General features: G+C 69.1%; 18 protein-coding genes. 2 read left to right on the top strand and 16 right to left on the bottom strand.

Annotation, left to right across the window (positions count from 1 at the left end; all coding sequences use genetic code 11):
- Positions 1-30: 30 nt before the first annotated feature.
- The 8 genes from ACZDWJ_RS05145 to ACZDWJ_RS05110 form a co-directional block, all read right to left on the bottom strand.
- Positions 31-1278 carry a hypothetical protein gene (locus ACZDWJ_RS05145; protein ID WP_463519854.1) on the bottom strand — a complete coding sequence of 416 codons (1248 nt, stop codon included), beginning with the start codon at positions 1276-1278 and terminating at the stop codon, positions 31-33.
- The gene (locus ACZDWJ_RS05140) at positions 1275-2543 is read right to left on the bottom strand and encodes an MATE family efflux transporter (protein WP_463519853.1); all 1269 of its coding nucleotides are present in this window, start codon (positions 2541-2543) and stop codon (positions 1275-1277) included. Before ACZDWJ_RS05140 ends, ACZDWJ_RS05145 begins: the two co-directional genes overlap by 4 nt.
- Positions 2540-3601 (bottom strand): glycosyltransferase, encoded by a 1062-nt coding sequence (locus tag ACZDWJ_RS05135; protein ID WP_463519852.1) that lies wholly within the window; start codon positions 3599-3601, stop codon positions 2540-2542. Before ACZDWJ_RS05135 ends, ACZDWJ_RS05140 begins: the two co-directional genes overlap by 4 nt.
- Positions 3594-4553, bottom strand: coding sequence for a glycosyltransferase (locus ACZDWJ_RS05130; protein ID WP_463519851.1), 960 nt, complete (start codon positions 4551-4553; stop codon positions 3594-3596). The genes ACZDWJ_RS05135 and ACZDWJ_RS05130 overlap by 8 nt, the downstream gene beginning before the upstream one ends.
- A gap of 153 nt (positions 4554-4706) precedes the next feature.
- The gene (locus ACZDWJ_RS05125; RefSeq protein WP_463519850.1) at positions 4707-4976 is read right to left on the bottom strand and encodes a hypothetical protein; all 270 of its coding nucleotides are present in this window, start codon (positions 4974-4976) and stop codon (positions 4707-4709) included.
- Positions 4973-5836 (bottom strand): nucleotidyltransferase family protein, encoded by an 864-nt coding sequence (locus ACZDWJ_RS05120; protein WP_463519849.1) that lies wholly within the window; start codon positions 5834-5836, stop codon positions 4973-4975. The genes ACZDWJ_RS05125 and ACZDWJ_RS05120 overlap by 4 nt, the downstream gene beginning before the upstream one ends.
- Before the next feature lie 67 nt (positions 5837-5903).
- Positions 5904-6521 (bottom strand): hypothetical protein, encoded by a 618-nt coding sequence (locus tag ACZDWJ_RS05115; RefSeq protein WP_463519848.1) that lies wholly within the window; start codon positions 6519-6521, stop codon positions 5904-5906.
- A 190-nt stretch (positions 6522-6711) separates the two neighbouring features.
- Positions 6712-8007, bottom strand: a complete 1296-nt coding sequence (locus ACZDWJ_RS05110) for a hypothetical protein (protein WP_463519847.1) — start codon at positions 8005-8007, stop codon at positions 6712-6714.
- A 43-nt stretch (positions 8008-8050) separates the two neighbouring features.
- Between ACZDWJ_RS05110 and ACZDWJ_RS05105 the strand changes: the two genes are divergently transcribed.
- A complete protein-coding gene (locus ACZDWJ_RS05105) occupies positions 8051-9538 on the top strand; it encodes a tyrosine-protein kinase domain-containing protein (RefSeq protein WP_463519846.1) in 1488 nt (495 codons plus the stop codon).
- 203 nt (positions 9539-9741) lie between these two features.
- Here the strand turns inward: ACZDWJ_RS05105 and ACZDWJ_RS05100 are convergent, their stop codons facing one another.
- From ACZDWJ_RS05100 to ACZDWJ_RS05070, 7 genes are all read right to left on the bottom strand, one after another.
- Positions 9742-11517: a DUF4012 domain-containing protein gene (locus tag ACZDWJ_RS05100; protein WP_463519845.1), complete on the bottom strand. Its 1776-nt coding sequence runs from the start codon at positions 11515-11517 to the stop codon at positions 9742-9744.
- Positions 11518-11576: 59 nt separating this feature from the next.
- On the bottom strand, positions 11577-12008 hold the full coding sequence (locus tag ACZDWJ_RS05095; RefSeq protein WP_463519844.1) for a hypothetical protein: 432 nt from the start codon (positions 12006-12008) through the stop codon (positions 11577-11579).
- Positions 12009-12301: 293 nt separating this feature from the next.
- A complete protein-coding gene (locus ACZDWJ_RS05090; RefSeq protein ID WP_463519843.1) occupies positions 12302-12598 on the bottom strand; it encodes a DUF1416 domain-containing protein in 297 nt (98 codons plus the stop codon).
- Positions 12598-13446: a sulfurtransferase gene (locus ACZDWJ_RS05085; RefSeq protein WP_463519842.1), complete on the bottom strand. Its 849-nt coding sequence runs from the start codon at positions 13444-13446 to the stop codon at positions 12598-12600. The genes ACZDWJ_RS05090 and ACZDWJ_RS05085 overlap by 1 nt, the downstream gene beginning before the upstream one ends.
- A gap of 79 nt (positions 13447-13525) precedes the next feature.
- Entirely contained in the window at positions 13526-14011 is a 486-nt protein-coding gene (locus ACZDWJ_RS05080) for a DUF4395 domain-containing protein (RefSeq protein ID WP_463519841.1), read from the bottom strand.
- Between the two features lie 270 nt (positions 14012-14281).
- The gene (locus tag ACZDWJ_RS05075) at positions 14282-14689 is read right to left on the bottom strand and encodes a PIN domain-containing protein (RefSeq protein ID WP_463519840.1); all 408 of its coding nucleotides are present in this window, start codon (positions 14687-14689) and stop codon (positions 14282-14284) included.
- Positions 14689-14925, bottom strand: a complete 237-nt coding sequence (locus ACZDWJ_RS05070) for a type II toxin-antitoxin system prevent-host-death family antitoxin (RefSeq protein WP_463519839.1) — start codon at positions 14923-14925, stop codon at positions 14689-14691. Before ACZDWJ_RS05070 ends, ACZDWJ_RS05075 begins: the two co-directional genes overlap by 1 nt.
- Before the next feature lie 95 nt (positions 14926-15020).
- Here ACZDWJ_RS05070 and ACZDWJ_RS05065 point away from each other — a divergent pair, with 95 nt between their 5' ends.
- Positions 15021-15548, top strand: a complete 528-nt coding sequence (locus ACZDWJ_RS05065; protein ID WP_463519838.1) for an LbetaH domain-containing protein — start codon at positions 15021-15023, stop codon at positions 15546-15548.
- Positions 15549-15584: 36 nt separating this feature from the next.
- Here the strand turns inward: ACZDWJ_RS05065 and ACZDWJ_RS05060 are convergent, their stop codons facing one another.
- Positions 15585-16784, bottom strand: coding sequence for a glycosyltransferase (locus tag ACZDWJ_RS05060; protein WP_463519837.1), 1200 nt, complete (start codon positions 16782-16784; stop codon positions 15585-15587).
- Between the last annotated feature and the right edge of the window lie 65 nt (positions 16785-16849).

Genomic DNA, 16849 nt, shown 5'->3' with positions numbered 1-16849 from the left:
TTCGATCCATAATTCCGGCTCGACTCAAAATCAGCTCCTTCGAACTCTCGTAGCGACAATCGGCCGAACTGCGCTTCCTGACCGTCGCCTACTCACCCGCTCCGCCCGTCGCGCCCATGCAATTAGAACAGCAATGGACACATACACGGCGACATCCAAGAATCCCGAATGGATATCAAGAATTGCAGCCGACAAGGAGAACGCGTAAGCGACCTGCGGCGCCCAAGTCCGAGCTCGGAGCGACCAGAGATATAGGGTCGCCAGAAAGGCACCGAGCGCGAACATGAAAATGTAGACGCCAGTCTCGCCGAAATCAACATAAGGCTCTCCGAGGATCGAAGGCGTGATCGTCACACCTTGACGTCCTTCGACATAGCCAGCCACCAGAAGTCGCGGTCCCAACTGCTCTCCGGGAAGAATTGACTGAAATGCGGACCAGATCATGTCGCCGTCGAGGTGCGGGTACGACTGAGGAATCCGCTCCCGGAGGATCGAGAGAACACCAACACCCTCGCGCGGCGTTGCCCAGATGGGCGCAATAGTCAGCTCACGATCCGTCATGCCCAGGCGGCGATATTGGTTGAAGAGCGACTGCTCTCCAGCGCCAAATCGATAGACAGCAAGCCACGACAGCCCGTACAGGCCTGCAGCAGCCAATGCGCCTGATCGAATTCCGAATCTAAACTGCCTGCCAAGCCATCCCGCGAAGAAAACTGTAAGGATGGCCAAAAGCATGAAGGTGCGAAATCCTAGCAGGAGAAGGACAACCGCCGATGTACCTGCGACGACTGCCCGCCATTGCGAGCGGTCGTCCTTCAGCCGACTCGACCCGTGCAGCGCGATCCCAAGGATCAGTCCATAGCTCAAAAGCGTAAGATATCCCGAAGCGGACAGTCGGCCCTCGCCTAGAAAGAGCGGGATGGCCCGAAACTGGAAAATGATTCCAGCTCCAGCAAGGGTCCCGATCGCAATCGCGATGCTCCTGAAACGCCGCAGACCATCGGGACTCGCCTTTGCGTTCAGCTCCTCGGCGGCAACACGCGTACCCTTTGCCATCCACCACACTAAAGCAACACCAATGTAGAAGAAGGCCAGTGCCTTCAGTGCGAGGACCAGTGTTGACGGGGGCACAGTTCCGCGCAATGGAACGATGTTGACTGATCCGAATCCGAAATAGGCGACGTAGACTAGTCCGAAGAACAGCAATCCGCTTCGCGCGCCATGCGAGGTGGAAGATTTGCGAGGTACGTTCTGCATCCCCTCGATCGTTGTTCTCATCGCCTTAATTCCTCCGCTCCTACCCGAGTCGAACTCAGCCCAAGGAGAGCCCAGACCGCGAGGGCGACGACGGCCCCGGCCAGAGAGCCCACCCCCGCTAGCGTTGCTCCTCCAACATGCGCGCCGCCGATGAGCGCCCCTGCGAGGAGAAGGGTCAGGGCAATCCTCACGGCCGCTGCTTGCCCAGCGCGGTCGGACAGCCTGATGAGTTGAACCTGGAGGGTTGCAGCACTCTGCAGTCCGAGCCCGACTGCCAGAAAGGCTGGGGCGGAACCAACGAAACCCCAGGATTCACCGAAGGCGAGCTGACCCCACGCGGTGGGGAGAAGCAGGAGAGCCAGGCTGAAAGCTGAAGAGGCCAGGACGATGCAGACCCCAGCGACTGATGCAAGACGCCAGGCTTGACGAGGCTCTTCAACGAACGCGCGACGCATCCGCGGAATTGCGATGACGGTTGCGCTCATCGCGAGAACGTTGAATGGCCCGATGGCCGCGTAGGAGGCCCTCAGCCCGCCTGACACCTCGAGACTGGCTACCAACGGCACAAGAAGCAGCGAGGCCTGGAAGATCCCGGATCCAGCACCGAAGTCGAGAGCTAGCTTCAAGCCGAACCTCCCATGCTCTTTGAGATCCGCCGCGATAGCACCTCGACGAAGCTGGCCGAGGGGGTCGGCCATTAGAGAGACCCCAGCCGCCAGCGCGGCGGTACCACCCCAGACCACCACGAGCTCACCGGATGTCAGCGCTGCTGGCTTAACGACGACGACGACGAGTGTCGCGGCCGCCAGCAGGCACCAGATCAGGTCGAGCATCATCGCCCGCGTCGGGACGGAATGGGTGTAGAAGCGGTAGCGTGCAGCGTCTGCCAGCAGAAGGCCGGGGAGAGCGATTGCGGTCGCTATGAAGATCCCCAGGTGGTCGGGGATCAGAACTACGGCGACCAGGCTGGACGCCACTCCGATGACGACGCCGAGAACGGGAGCGATGCCGAGAATGCTCGACGTCCAGGTGAATTTTTCAAAGCCGTCGTGTGGAACTCGCAGCATCGCCGTCTCGCCGCAGAAAGCCCGGGACAGCCCTGTGGCGACCCACATGACTACGTAAGCAAGGGCGAAGGCACCGAAATCGCTCGCAGAGGAGACCTTTGCGATGGCGATCGAGAACAAGAAAGTGATCGCGCTGGAGAGCCCTTGGTCGAAGGGCACGGCGAGCTTCCTGAGCGGGAGGCGCGGGATCGTCGGCCGCATTGCCGTCAACGCGTTCACAGACTCTCCAAGAGCCGGCGCCATTGCTGAGAAACAGCGCTAGGCGTGAGCGACTCGAGCGCGCGCTCGACCATCACTGGATCTACGTCTGTTGAAGCCGCCTGTTGGACCGCCTTCGCGAAGTCCTTCGGACTCGTCCCCGCCGCGACCACCCCGGGAATTGCGGATCCCACAACTTCGTCCATGACCGGCATCGGTAGGCAGACGACGGGTGCGCCCGCGCAGGCAGCCTCGAAGAGGGTGTACCCATAGGTCTCCGCATACGACGGATGCACCATGACAACGTCCTCGTTCAGATGCTGTGCGGCCTGAGGCACGTGACCGTGGATCCGCAGTCGTCCCTCAAGCCCCAGCTCGCGAGACAAGTCCACCAACTCCTGGCGGGTTTCGCCGTCACCGAACAGGTCCAGCGTGAAGCACTCGGGCAGGTCCGCAAGCGCCCGAACCGCGACATCCCAGTTCTTCCGCCGGCTGAGGCTGCCAATGCCAACCAGCGTGGTCCGACGCCGGTCCTTCCTGTTCTCGAAGTTGGGCGCCCATCCATCGGCAACCGCGACATTGGGGATCACGTGCGTGGGCGCGGAATAGCGTCGACCACTCGCCTTGGAGCAGTGCGCAGTTGCCTCACTGACTGCGACTACGCAAGATGCACGTCGCGACCATCGTCGCCATAGGAGTGATGCCGCACGGACCTTGGGCTCGTTCTCGATACGCCATGGCAGCAGTGAGTGCTCCCAGTGCACGACTCGGCGCCGGGTGCCCAGCAGGGCGACCGCTGTGGTCGTGAACGCCCAGATCCCGACGCAGACCACCGTGCGGTGGGCCTCGTGGCGAAGCACCCGTCTCAACCGGAGAGCAGCCTGCAGACGACCGCGCAGACCCGCACTCCCCTGAAGATTGAGAATCGGCGTCGGCCATGGCGCCTCGACCCCATAGAGGACGACTGTCACGGCATGCGCGCCAATCGAGGTCTCGAGCAGCTCAGCAGCGGCGCGCTCCATTCCCAGGTGCGGGCTGAGCCGGTCCATCACGAAGCACAGGGCGGGAACTTCAGCCATGCGTCACGACCGAGACCGCGCCGGGTGCCTGGAGAAGGTCCTCGCGAGCCAGCTCGTCGACCTCGACCGAGCGGCAGAGACCCCGCTGAGAGAACTCGCGCGCAGCTTGCATCTGGTGGTCATCGACGTGCTCGGCTCGATGGGCCCTTCGGGGTAGCACGACCGGACGCACTCCCAGATCAGCCAGCCCCAGGAGCGTGCCCACGCCAGCGTGGGTGACGACGACGTCCGCCCTTCTAGCGTTGTCCTTGAACTCCTCGTCTGTCAGGTAGGTGTGCGACGTCCCGGGGAGTCCGTCTCGCGTGGTCTCGCCGACCTGCCAGACCACCTCGTCGTCCGGCCCCAGCAGCCTGAGAAGCGCGTCGATCGCCGCGTCGAAGCGGTAGGGCCGGATCGTCCCGAGGGTGACGAAGATTCTCAGCGCGCCATCCGCGAGAGGCACCGAGGCGCCCGCATAGTCGTCCAGCACCGATCCCGCGTACGGCCATGTGGCATTGATCAGGTGTTCGTGCTGGGTGAACGTGCGGACGCCGGGGACCTTCGCCATGATCCGACCGGTCATCGACGGGGCGTCGAAGCGGGAGATGGTGTCGATGTAGAAGTAGGGCCGCTGCCGCGACGCCACAGGCAGAGCGGCGAGCGCGACGGCCGCCCCGGTGCTCAGGATGGCGTCGAACGGCTCCACACCGGAACGGCGGATCAGCCTCGCAGCGCTGGCTACGCCCCGCCAGTCACGAGGCGAGACGTAGGGGACGTAGAGCACGTCTCGGCCGGCGAGGAGCGAGCGGCTCTGAGGCGAGTCGAAGGTGACAAAGCGGCTCTCGTCGCTGCACTCGAGACGACGGGAGAACCGGACCAGTTGCTCCAGATGTCCTCCGGTGGCCGCCACCAGCAACGCTCGCCGTCCGGCGAGTGCCGACAGATGGGCACTGGGAGGCGGCGGGCCAGACATCGGATCTCCTTCGAAGAACGCGTCGAGATCCCGATGTGGGGGGAGGGATTCGAGCTTGAAGAAAGCGTTCCACAGCCGCCGTGCTGTGTCCGGGGATTCACCGCAGGACCGGATCCACAGTGCGTGGCGGGCCCCACACAGCGCAGCCAGCGGTCAACGCTCGATGCGAATGACCAAACCTGCCTGGACGAGAGCTCGCAGAAGAGGCTCCAGCTCTTCCTCCGTGGGCTCGTTCTTGAACAGCGTGGCAAATCCACGGCCGACTTCGGCGGTGGAGCCAGGACGATGATCGACGGCCGCGAGCACTTGACCGCTGAGGCCCGAGACCACCCGTGGCTCATGATCGGCCCGCACGAACACGACGACGCAGCGAGCGCCATCAGTGGTCATCGCTACCCCGGGTGCAACCTTCCACTCACTCACGGGCGGCCACCCGCACCGAACAGCCGGGGAAGAGCTCGGAAGGCGCGAGCCCATCGGCCGACTCGGGCCGACAGCAACCCGAAGGTGCCGAGCTGGCGGAGACGTTGTCGTTCGAGTTCGGCTCGATCGGACCAGAAGGCACGCCACAGCAGCTTCGGACGTGAGGGCCACGGCGCCTGCCCGATCTCGCGGAGCCAGGGCCGCAAGGTGGTCGTTACCGCCGTCGTGCGATCGCGCCAGGCTTCGGCGAGCTCCGGATGGAGCCCGTGCTCTGCGGGAGCCACAAGGCCGAGCATGGTGAGGAAAGCGCCGGCTGAGCCGGCGCAGCCGGTCGACGTCGCAGCCGTGAGCAGGGACTGGGCCGAGTGCATCCCCTGGAATCTCTCCGCAAGATCTTCCAGCCTGGCGCGGCCAGCTGGCGTCATGCGGTCCCGCAGAACATGCAGCGCTGCGATGAGCACGTGGTCAGCCGGCGACGGGATCGGCACGACCTGATGGCACCAGTCAATCTCCATACGACGCGACCAGACCTGGTCGAACACCTCGTCCGAGTCCCTCAAGAAGCCCGGAAAGAGGCGGTGCAGGTCGATCTCGGTCGGCCAATACGGGTGTCGCAGCGTCACGGAGTGGCGTGGATAGAGGTGCGGAGCGGTGGAGAGACCGAATCCGACCCAGCCGCGGTCCGCCAAGGCCGTTTGCGCGTCCTCCAAACGTGGCGGATCGACCCACAGGTCCACATCCAGCGAAAGCCAGTCACGATCACGCAGCCCTTGGCTAGCCAGAAACGGGCCCTTGATCGCCAAGGCACGGATGCCGAGGCTCTGGAGGTACGGGAGAACGACGGCAGGCAGCAGAAACACCGACTCCCGCTGACTCAAGGGAGAGTCAGCGGGAGTAGGGGATTCTGCTTCAGAGATGCGGTACCTCTCAGAGGTTGATCGCCAGCAGCGGCGACGGGAGGCCCGTACCGGGGGTGGCCGAGCCAGCCACAGCGTAGAGCGGCTTGGAGGTCGGCAGGGTGATGACCGGCTTCAGGACGACGGACTCGCCGGGCTTCAGCTGGGTGTTCGAGACGTAGCGGAACGTCACCGAGCCGAGGACGGTCTTGGTCAGGTTGCCGACCAGCGGGATCATGCTGCCGGTCTTGTAGGCGGCCCAGCCGGACGGCGTGGAGGAGGCCGCGTCCTTGGTGCTGCCACCCAGCACGCCGTTGACGACGGGGAGGAGCGAGGCCACCGGGAGCGCGCTGAGGCAGTCGATCGTCAGGGTCACCGCGAGGCCGGTGGTGGTGTAGGTGCCGGTGTTGGTGATGGTCACCGCCGGGTTCAGAATCTTGCCCGCGCGACCCACGCGCAGGCTGGCGGCGAGAGCGGTGGAGCCGCTGTCGGTGGCGGAGGTGGCCGCGGCGAGAGCCGGGGCGGCCGAGGCGATGGTGATCGCCGGCACGGCGACGGCGCCGATGGCGCCAGTGCGAACCAGGGCGCGGCGGGACATGCCAGCGCCGGCCGCGTCCTCGGCAGGCGTCGAGTGGTCGAGCGTGGTCATGGGAGCTCCTTGCGGGAGAGCGCTGGAGTTAGCGCCGTGTTCAGGGGAGGGGGTAGGCAACCTTGCCTACCCCGAAGGCTAGGGCAGCCCGAGACGGGTGCCTAATGAACTGCTTAGATCCGGACCACCGGTCTAGGCCATCCCGTGAACTGGTTGTTAAGCGGTCTGCCCGGCCACGCCTGGAAGCGGCTCAGCCGGGCGTCAGGACGCCGTGCTCCACGAGCTCTGCCAGGAGTGCGTGGGCGACGTCGCGCAGGTGCTCTGGCTCGATGCCGTCCTGGTCGGTCAGTGCCTCTGCTGCGCCGTCGAGGGTCACCGCACCGCGGCGACGTGCTGCGACGAGCAATGCTCCTGCGGGGCCGCTGGTGACGAGGTAGCGGTCGCCTAGGAGGAGGGCGACGCGGCCATCCGGGGATTCGTAGACGTCGTGGGCGTCGGCCAGACGCCACTGGGGGACGTCGGAGGGTGGGGGTGGCGGCGGAGGCGGGGGGAGCTCGCGGGTCTCGACTCTCGTCGGACTCTGCTCGATCGCCGGGGCCTGGTCGTCGGTGGTCGTCGGCTCCGCAGATTGCTTCGGCTCGGCTTCTGCGTCGGTGCGAGGGTCTCGACAAGCTCGACCACTGTCCGTAGTTCGACCACCGAAGGCCTCCTCCGCCTGCATGACGTCGTCGTCGAGGCCCCACTCGAGGAGGAGGGGGGCGAGGTCGTCGGCTTCGGCGTAGCGGACGCGGCGGACCGGGCCGATCGCGTCGAGGAGGGCTGCGAGGCGGTGGAGGGGGTGGGAGCGGGCGGCAAGGAAGGCGCACTGCGGGGCGAGGAGGGCGATAGCCTCGAGGGGATCGAGCTCCTCGACGTCGACGCCGTCGTGCCCGGCCACGCGGTCGAGCACGAGGATCATCGTGGCCCGGGGCGCGCTCGGCGTGGGCTGGGCACCCAGCGCCTCCGGCGCGTGCTGCGACTTCCAGTGATCGTCACGGTCCAACACCGAGAAGGGCTTGGGGTAGGGCGTGATCGAGAGGTCGGGGGCGATCGCGATGGTCTCGTCCGAGACGTAGCCGAAGCGCCGAGCGAGGCGGCGCACCGCCGTGGTCTTGCCGGCCCCTGACGGGCCCACCAGCACCGCCGTGCGGCCCGAGGCGTCGCTGACACCGCCGGCATGAAGCAGCAGGACGTCGTCGATGGCGCGCAGTCGCAGCGCGAGATCGGTGACCCGTGGCGAGATCTCATGCACCAGCGGCACCAGCTCCGCGTAGGCCGCGTCGCCACGGGCGTAGGCCTCGGCCACCACCGCCGGGTCGTCATCGAGCAGGGCGTGCAGCACGGCGTCGGGCTCCCCCGGCTCGTCGGCCGGCACCAGGCAGCGGCTCCAGGCGCGCTCGATCTCGGCCTGTGCGAGACCACGGCCACAACCGCTCAGTTCCACCCGTACGCGCGCGCCGATCGCCCTAAGATCCACGCACACGGGCAGGGCCGTCTGAGAGCTCACGGGCCCGATCCTCGCACTCCCCCCGAGAAAGGCGCCCGCGCCGATGGAACTCAGCGACTACCTCCGCGTGCTGCGCACCTACTGGGTCGGCGTGCTCGTGCTCGTCGCCCTCGGCGGTGCCGCGATGGGGCTCTACACCCTCACGCAGCCCAAGGTGTACGCCGCCAACGCGAACGGCCTGGTGGGCGTCTCCGTGCCCACCGACGGCAGTGGCCAGAGCGACGACCCGACCATCGGGGCCGTCAACGACACCCTGGCCAAGTCGCGCGTGAAGTCCTACGTCGAGGTGGCGCAGAGCCGCTCGGTGGCCCAGCGCGTCATCGACGACCTCGGGCTGACCACCAGCCCGTCGTCGCTCATCAGCGACATCAGCGTCGAGCAGCCGCTCGACACCGTGCTCCTGCAGATCACCGCCAAGGCCGACAGCCCCCGCGCGGCCCAGCGCCTCGCCGACGCCTGGGTGCGCGCCGTGGCCGCCGAGGTCGCCGACATCGAGAACCCGAACGACGTCTCGCGACCCACCGTCAACGTGCGGCCGGTCGACTCCGCCGCCCTGCCTAGCACCCCCGTCTCCCCCAACCCGAAGCGCAACCTCGCCCTCGGCATCGCCGTCGGCCTGCTGCTCGGCGTCGCCTACGCCGTCGTGCGCTCGCGCCTCGACCGCCGCATCAAGAGCTCCACGGACTTCGACAAGGAGTTCGGCGTCTCAGTCATGGGTCGCGTGCCGGCCATCAAGCAGCTCGAGACCCAGTCGGAGACCGGCGCCGCCCAGCTCGCGGTCTCCAAGTCGTCCGGCTCCTCGGGCTGGGAGGCCGGCGAGGCGTTCCGCAAGCTGCGCACCTCGATCTCCTACATGGACGTCGACAACCCGCCCCGGGTCATCGTCGTCACCAGCCCGCAGCCGAACGACGGCAAGTCCACCACCGCCGCCAACCTCGCCGCCGCCATCGCGATCTCCGGCCAGCACGTCACCCTCGTCGACGGCGACCTCCGCCGCCCCTCGGTGGCCGACGGCTTCGGCCTCGTGGAGGGCGCCGGCCTCACCGACGTGCTCATCGGCCGCGTGACCCTCGACGACGTCATCCAGGACAGCCCCGACTTCGAGGGGCTGCACGTGCTCGCCGCTGGCTCCATCCCGCCGAACCCCTCCGAGCTCCTCGGCTCCAAGGCCATGCAGCACCTCATCGAGGAGCTCTCCCGCGACGGCCTCGTCGTCATCGACGCGCCGCCGCTGCTGCCCGTCACCGACGCCGCGATCCTCTCGCGGGTCTGCGACGGCGCGATCGTCGTGGTCTCGCACAACCGCACCGTCGACGCCGAGCTCACCGACGCCCTCGGCTCGCTCAGCGCCGTGCAGGGCCGCGTGCTCGGCCTCGTGGTGAACCGGGTGCCGCGCCGCGAGAGCGGCACCGGCTACTACACCGGCTACTACACCACCGACGTCGGCGCGGCCCCCGCTCCGGGAGCGCCGCAGCGTGCGCGGGCCTCCGCGGGCTCGCGCTCGGGCTCGCGGCGGGGGCGTCGACGCTGACCGCTGGTTGACATTCACGATCGACGGCTCGACCACCTGGTGGTCGGGCCGTCGGTCTGTTCGGGCTCGGCTGTTCGTTCGGCGGATGGGTCGGTGCGGGGGTCTCGACAGACTCGACCACCGGGGACGTCGCTCGACCGCCGGCGACCTCGCTCGACCACCGAAGACCTGGCTTGACCACCGACGACCGGCGGGCCGTCGGGTCAGCCGGCGCGGCAGGCGCTGGGGCCGGCGGAGTCGTTCGGGGTGACGACGCCGGGGGTGACCTCGAGGTGGGGGGCGGCGGTCTGGCCGCGGCCGGAGGTCATCTCCCAGACCAGGCGCACGTCGTCGCCGGGCTTGAAGGTGAGGGTGCTGGTGGCGACGGTGCGCGTGCCGTCGCGGTAGGTGGTGAGGGTGCCGACGTCCTGGCCGTTGATGGTCAGGCGGTCGATGCGGCCGCCGATCGGGCTGTAGGCCACCACCTTCAGCAGCTGGGTGCCGCGGGTGTAGCCGTACTGCTCGAACGGGCCGGCCGGGTAGTCGGGCAGGCTCGTGGCCTGGGCCGGGGTGAGGGTGGAGCGCAGCTCCTCGATGACCCGCAGCTGCTGGCGGCCGCGCACGCAGGCGGTGGCGGTGACCCGCTGGCGCGAGCGCAGGTAGAAGGCGATCTTCGAGCCGGAGCCGTCGTTGAGGTAGAGGCCTACCTCGGGACGGTCGGTGGCGGTGCGGGGCAGGGCGCCGGCGATGGTGGTGCCCCCGAGCTCGCGCTGCTCGGCGCCGTCGAAGCTGCGCACCAGGATGCGGCGCTGGTCGACGCCCTGGCCCAGCACGGAGAGCAGGCCGGAGACGTCGTCGGTGCCGGCCGAGAGGCGGGTGAAGACGGTGGCCGCGACGCCCTGGAAGAAGCGGTCCTGGTCGGCCGGGTCGGGGAAGCGGCGGTAGGTGTCGGAGAGCAGGAGGCGTACGGCGTTCTTCGAGGTGACCTGCACTCCCTCCACCGTCACCGGGCCGGTCACCTTCAGCAGGGAGGCCATCAGCACGGGGTCGGTGGCGATGACGCCGTCGACCTGGCCGGGGTACTGCTTCTGCCACAGCGCGCGCCACACCTGCGCGACCCTCGGGAAGTCCGGGATCTGGTTGGTCTCGCGGAAGTCCTTCGTGGGCAGCTCGCCGAAGTTGTCGCGCTCGGCCTGCGTGGAGGGCAGCACCTCGTCGGGGTAGACCAGCGTGTTGCCCGGCACCTGCCGGGCCAGCTCGATGCGGCCGTCCTTGGCCACCAGCTCGACGACGGCGCCCCCCAGGCCGCCGGTGGAGCGGACCTCCGCGGAGTTCTGGAGCACGAGCAGGTAGCGGCGCTCGCCGTCGCCGCCGAGCATGCCGGGCAGGACGTCGACGGCGATCCGCGCGGCCCGCGCCGCGCTGGCGAGGTCGTCGATCTGCGTGGTGGCCTTGCGCCAGCCCTTCGCCACCGGGCCGACCAGGTGGTTCGACGGGGTCTCCGCGAGCCGCTGACGGGCACGCGCGAGCGCCTCGGCCGCCTGCGTCACCGGCTGCTTCAGATCGGCCACGGCCGCCGGCGAGATGCGTCCGTCCTTCGGCACCAGCCGGCTGCGATCGTCGGAGATCTGGGTGAGCGAGGGCAGCGCCTGCTCGACGAGGTCGTCGGCCACGTGGGCGATCGTGCGCACCGCGCGGGCGTCGTCACCCAAGCGGGGCAGGTGCGCGAGCGTCGACCAGATCGGGCCGTCGACGCCCGAGGCGGCCGCCTGCGCGTGCTCGACGAGCTGATCCTGGAACCGCTCGGCTCCCGCGGTGTCGCCCTGGGCCAGGTGCTTGCGCATCTGCTTGACGTCGCTGCGCGCGTCGTTGAGATCGCCGCGCACCTGCAGCACGCGCCAGGCGACGGCCCCCAGAACCAGCAGCGCCACCGCGGCGACGATGCCCAGGGGCAGGTAGACGCTGCGGCGGCGCAGGGCCGCGGGAATCCGGAGTCTCACGATGGCAGCAGGCTAGCGAGACGCGGGTTCCCGAGGAGGTGGAACGAGGAGATCGTGCGTCAGCGCACGCGGATCTTGTAGACCGTGCGGGACTTGCCCACGATGTCGGTGTTGTAGGGGCGGAACAGCACGACGACGCGGTAGGTGCCCTTGTGCTTGAGCTTGCCGGTGGTGAAGGTGCTCTTGGCGCTGATGCGGCCGATGCGGGTGAAGGCGAAGCGCTGCTTGAGCTTGCCCTCGGGGCCGATCTTGACGACGACCTTCATGACGCCGCGCTGCTTGCTCAGCGGGGCCGGGCCGCGCTCGGCGACGTTGGACGCACCCTGCGGCGTGATGCCGAAGGTGACCGGCTCGTTGACGTCGGCCTGCGTGGGGCCGGTGTACTTCGAGGAGCCGGCCGGAGCCGACGGGTAGGTGTCGGCCGCCTGCGCGGAGGCCAGCGGGAGCGAGATCAGCGCGGCAGCGGTGACGGTGGCGAAGGTCTTCTTCATGGGGGGTCCTTGAAGCAGGGAGCGGATTGGGGAGGCGAAACGACGGTGGCCCGACGTCTGGGGAGGCGAACGGCAGCGCTGCCGCGTGCTTGAAGAACGCTCTCACGCCGACGCCGGACGACGCCACGGGAAACGGCAGATGAACCGGTCTAGCGCGCATCGGTCTAGACCGTTGCAGGCCCGCACCCATCCGACTATGCGTCCACCCCGAACCGTCGGGATGTCGGCGAGGTGAACGCACCGCGGCCCGACCCCCCGGTTCGGGGATCGGGCCGCAGCGGATGAGCGGTGGATCAGATCTCGACGGTCACCTCGGCCACCGAGCCGATCGCGGCGACGACGGCGCGGTCGACCGGGTCGGCCTTCGGCGCGAGGGTGCGCAGCGTCCACTCGCCCTCGCCGGCGAAGAACCGGAAGTGGCCCGACGCGGACGTGGGCACCTCGGCGGTGAACTCGCCGGAGCGGTCGAGGAGGCGGACGTAGGCGTTCGGGACGGGCTCACCGCCACGCAGCACCTGGCCCTGCACCACGGCCTCCTTGGCGACGTTGACGCCGTCGAGCGAGAGACCGCCCGCGGTGGCGCCGCACATCAGGCCTCGCCCCGCTCGTCGCCCAGGACGACCGGGACGCCCACGAGGGAGCCGTACTCGGTCCACGAGCCGTCGTAGTTCTTCACGTTCTCCTGGCCGAGGAGCTCCTTGAGCACGAACCAGGTGTGCGAGGAGCGCTCGCCGATGCGGCAGTAGGCGATGGTGTCCTTGCTCCAGTCGACGCCGGCCTCGGTGTAGATCTCGCGCAGCTCGTCGTCGGACTTGAAGGTGCCGTCGTCGTTCGCGGCCTTGCTCCACGGCACGCTCGCGGCGGTGGGGATGTGGCCGGCGCGCTGGGCCTGCTCCTGCGGGAGGTGGGCCGGGGCGAGGAGGCGGCCGGCGTACTCGTCGGGGCTGCGGACGTCGACCAGGTTCTGGGTGCCGATCGCGGCGACGACCTCGTCGCGGTAGGCGCGGATCGAGGCGTCCTGCTCCTGCGCGGTGTAGGAGGTGGCCGGACGCGAGACCTCGTCGGCGACGAGCTCGCGGGAGTCCAGCTCCCACTTCTTGCGGCCGCCGTCGAGCAGCTTGACGTCGGTGTGGCCGTAGAGCTTGAAGTACCAGTAGGCGTAGGCCGCGAACCAGTTGTTGTTGCCGCCGTAGAGCACGACGGTGTCGTCGTTGGAGACGCCCTTGGCCGAGAGGAGCTCCTCGAACTGCGCCTTGTTGACGAAGTCGCGACGCACCTGGTCCTGCAGGTCGGTGGTCCAGTCGAGCTTGATGGCGCCCTTGATGTGGCCCTTGTCGTACGCGGTGGTGTCCTCGTCGACCTCAACCAGGACGACGTTCGCGTCGTCGAGGTGCTCCTCCACCCACTGGGCGGAGACGAGTGCGGTCTCGCGGCTCATGCTGTTCTCGCTTTCGTTGCGTCGGATCACGACGGTGATGAGTTGGGGCTGTGCAGGTGGTGCGGTCTGGCGGTGCGGGTCAGGCGGTGACACGCTTGATGAGCAGGTACATCTCGCAGCCCAGGCAGAACCGGAAGACCGCGTTGAGCACGGCGGCGACCAGCGCGAAGCCGACCGCCACCTGGCCGAGCAGGGTGGCGCCCGAGACGTAGCCGACGAGCGCGACCACCAGGAACGCCAGGCCGACGGCCTGGGCGAACCGCGGCGGGGCGGGGTCCTCGAGCTCGGTGGGCGCCGTCAGGCGCGGACGGACGAACCGCTTGAACGCCCAGGCGTGCGGAGTGTGCTGGACGCCGCGGACGGCGCCGAGCGCGAAGAGCGCGGTCTGGATCGCGACGAGCACCGTGGCGGCCGTGCTCGGCAGCGCCAGGATCGCGACCAGGACGACCACGGTGATCGACGCGGTGAACTGCGGGCCGCGCGGGTCGATGCCGGCAGGGACGCCGGGGGCGCCGGCCGTGCCGGAGCGGGCGGCGGACGCCGGATCGGTCGAAGGGAGGGACATGTCCACACCTCAGAGGAGTCGTCGGGGAAGGGCCAGGGCCGCGGCTGCGGCGACCGGGACGGGCGACTCGAACTGTCGTAAGACGAACAGTCGGGTTAGAGCGCTCGGCGTCCCGTCAGCGGAGACGACACAGGGACGAGCGCACGCGGCAGTGATCCACTGCGCGCCGCTTGGTCAACCAGGTCGAGGACATGGGTCGAGAGTAGGCGGGGCGGCTGGCCGGCTCCCAATCGGTGTCCATATCGCGGGACGACCATCCACGATGTGGACTCAGGCCCACGGATCAACCAGGTCGACCCCGGTCCCACGGAAGTCTCGAACGTTGCGCGTGACCACGGCCAGTCCCCCGACCAGAGCCGTGGCCGCGATCAGCGCGTCCCGCTCAGGACGCGGGTCCGGAACATGCAGACCCGCCGCTCGGCGCGCCACGGCGAGATCTACCGGCAACACACTGTCGGCGAACTCCACCAGCACCTGCGACTCCAGCCAGGTGCGCAGCAGCAGACCCTGCTCGGGATCCCGACGTTCGACCTTCAGCACTCCTGCCTCGATCTCGCGCACGGTGATGACGCTGATGAAGCAGGACCGGCGACGCGCGGACGCCGCCCATCGCACGACGGAGGGCGCAGGCGAGGGTCGGCGAAGCTCGCTGACGACATTGGTGTCGAGCAGGAACATCAGAGCTCGGCCACGCGTCCTGCCGATTCGTCCACGACCGGCTCGAAGGCGATGTCGACGCGCATCCGCAGAGCGTCATGGAGCGTGACGTCGCCTGTCAGGCGCTCGTACTCGGCGATGTCGAGGAGCACGACGCTCGGGCGGCCCCGATCGGTGACGAAGACCGGGCCGTCCTTCGCCATCGCCTTGACGAGCGACGGCGACCGATTGAACTCCTGAGCACTGACCAGAGCCATAGGACCACCTCCGTCCTCATCATACTACGTAGCATCTTCCCGGCCCGCACGTGATCGCGCCTCCCCACCCCCGACGCCCGCCTACGCTTCGGCCCATGGAGCGCGACCTCGCCGGGTTCACCGGAGCCGGCTACGAGATCGGCCGGCCGCGCGTGGTGCAGGTGGCCTGGCTGATCGCGTCGGGCCTGATCCGCCCCTGGTGGGTGCCGGCGCGGGTGCGGGTGGCGGTGCTGCGGGCCTTCGGCGCTCGCATCGGCACCGGCGTGCTCGTGCGCCACCGGGTGCGCATCCACTGGCCGTGGAAGCTCACCATCGGCGACCACTCCTGGATCGGCGAGGGCGCCTGGATCCTCGACCTCGAGCCGGTGACGATCGGCAGCCACGTGTGCGTCTCCCAGGACGTGCTGCTGTGCACCGGCAGCCACGACCGCCGCAGCCCCACCTTCGAGTTCGACAACGCGCCCATCGTCCTCGAGGACGGCGTGTGGGTGGCCGCCCGCGCCACCGTGCTGCGCGGCGTCACCGTCGGCGCCGGCAGCACCATCGGCGCCACCGCGCTGGTGACCCGCGACGTGCCGCCGGGCACGACGCTCACCGCGCCGCTCGGCGTCGAGCAGCGCTGAGAAGAACAGGTGCCGGCGCCGGCCCTCAGCCGGCCCTCAGCGAGCCAGCGAGGCCAGCCAGCGCTCGTAGGCGTCCAGCGCCACGGACTCCGAGAGCACCTCGCGGCAGTAGCGCGGGCCGTTGTCGGCCCACCGGTCGCGACGCTCGTCGACGACGATCTTGCGCACGCCGTCGAGCAGGTCCTGGGGACGGCCAGGCGCGACCACCAGGCCGGCGTCCGCCGCCCGCACCTCCTCGGCGGTCGTGCTGTGCGACTCGGTGGCCGCCAGCACCGGACGTCCGACGCTGAAGTAGGACGTCAGCTTCGAGGGCACCGCCATCTCCACCACGCCCGGGCGCTCGTGGACGAGCAGCACGTCGGCCGCCGCGAGGGCGCTGCCGAAGAGCGGGTCGGGCAGCGGGTCGAGGAAGTCCAGGCGCCGGACGCCGGCGGCCTGCGCCTCCAGGCGCGCCCGCTGGCCGCCGTCGCCCACCAGCACGAAGCGCACCGGCAGCCCGGCCCGGTCGGCCAGCCGCGCGGCCTCGACCACGGTGCCGAGATCCTGCTTCTCGCCCATCGCGCCGCTGTGCAGGGCGATGACCTCGTCGGATCCCCAGCCCAGATGGGTGCGCACGGCGTCGCGGTCGACGACCTCCGGCGCGCGCAGGTGCGTCCAGTTGCGCAGCACCTCGATGCGCTCCCACGGCACGTCCAGGCTCTCGGCCAGCCGGGTGCGGAAGCGCTGGTGGATGACGCCGACGCCCGTGGCCCGACGCAGCGTGCGGCGCTCGACGCGACCGATGGCGCGGGCCGCGCGCCCCCGCGAGGTCTCCTGCAGCCCCACGGAGTAGATGTCCTGCACCAGCACCCCCACCGGGACGCCGGCCGCCCGCGCCCGCTCGACGACCATCGCCGAGGCCAGCAGGGCCGGGCTCACGCACAGCACGACGTCGGGACGACCCCAGCGGCTCGCGACCGCCCGAGCGCCGAAGGAGACCTCCGAGAGCGCGCGCGGCACCCCCGTCGGATCCGCCGGCACGTAGTGACGCACCCGCTTCATCGCGACGCCGTCGAGCACCTCGCGCCGCGACCAGCCCGAGCCCGGCTCGACGCGCCACTGCGGGTAGTGGGCGAACGTGGTGGTCACCCGGACGTCGTGGCCGCGCTCGGAGAGACCGGCGGCCAGGCGGGCTGTGTACGGCGCGATGCCGGTCGGCTCGGGGGCGTAGTTGATCCCCACGATCTGGATCCGCACGCTGCGGACCTCCTCGCGGTCGACGGGTCAGGACAGGGGAGGGAGGACGTCCCCCAGTGTGCCTT

The organism is Nocardioides sp. B129/18 (genome assembly GCF_055282735.1).
This window is presented reverse-complemented; position numbering and strand designations above follow the sequence as displayed.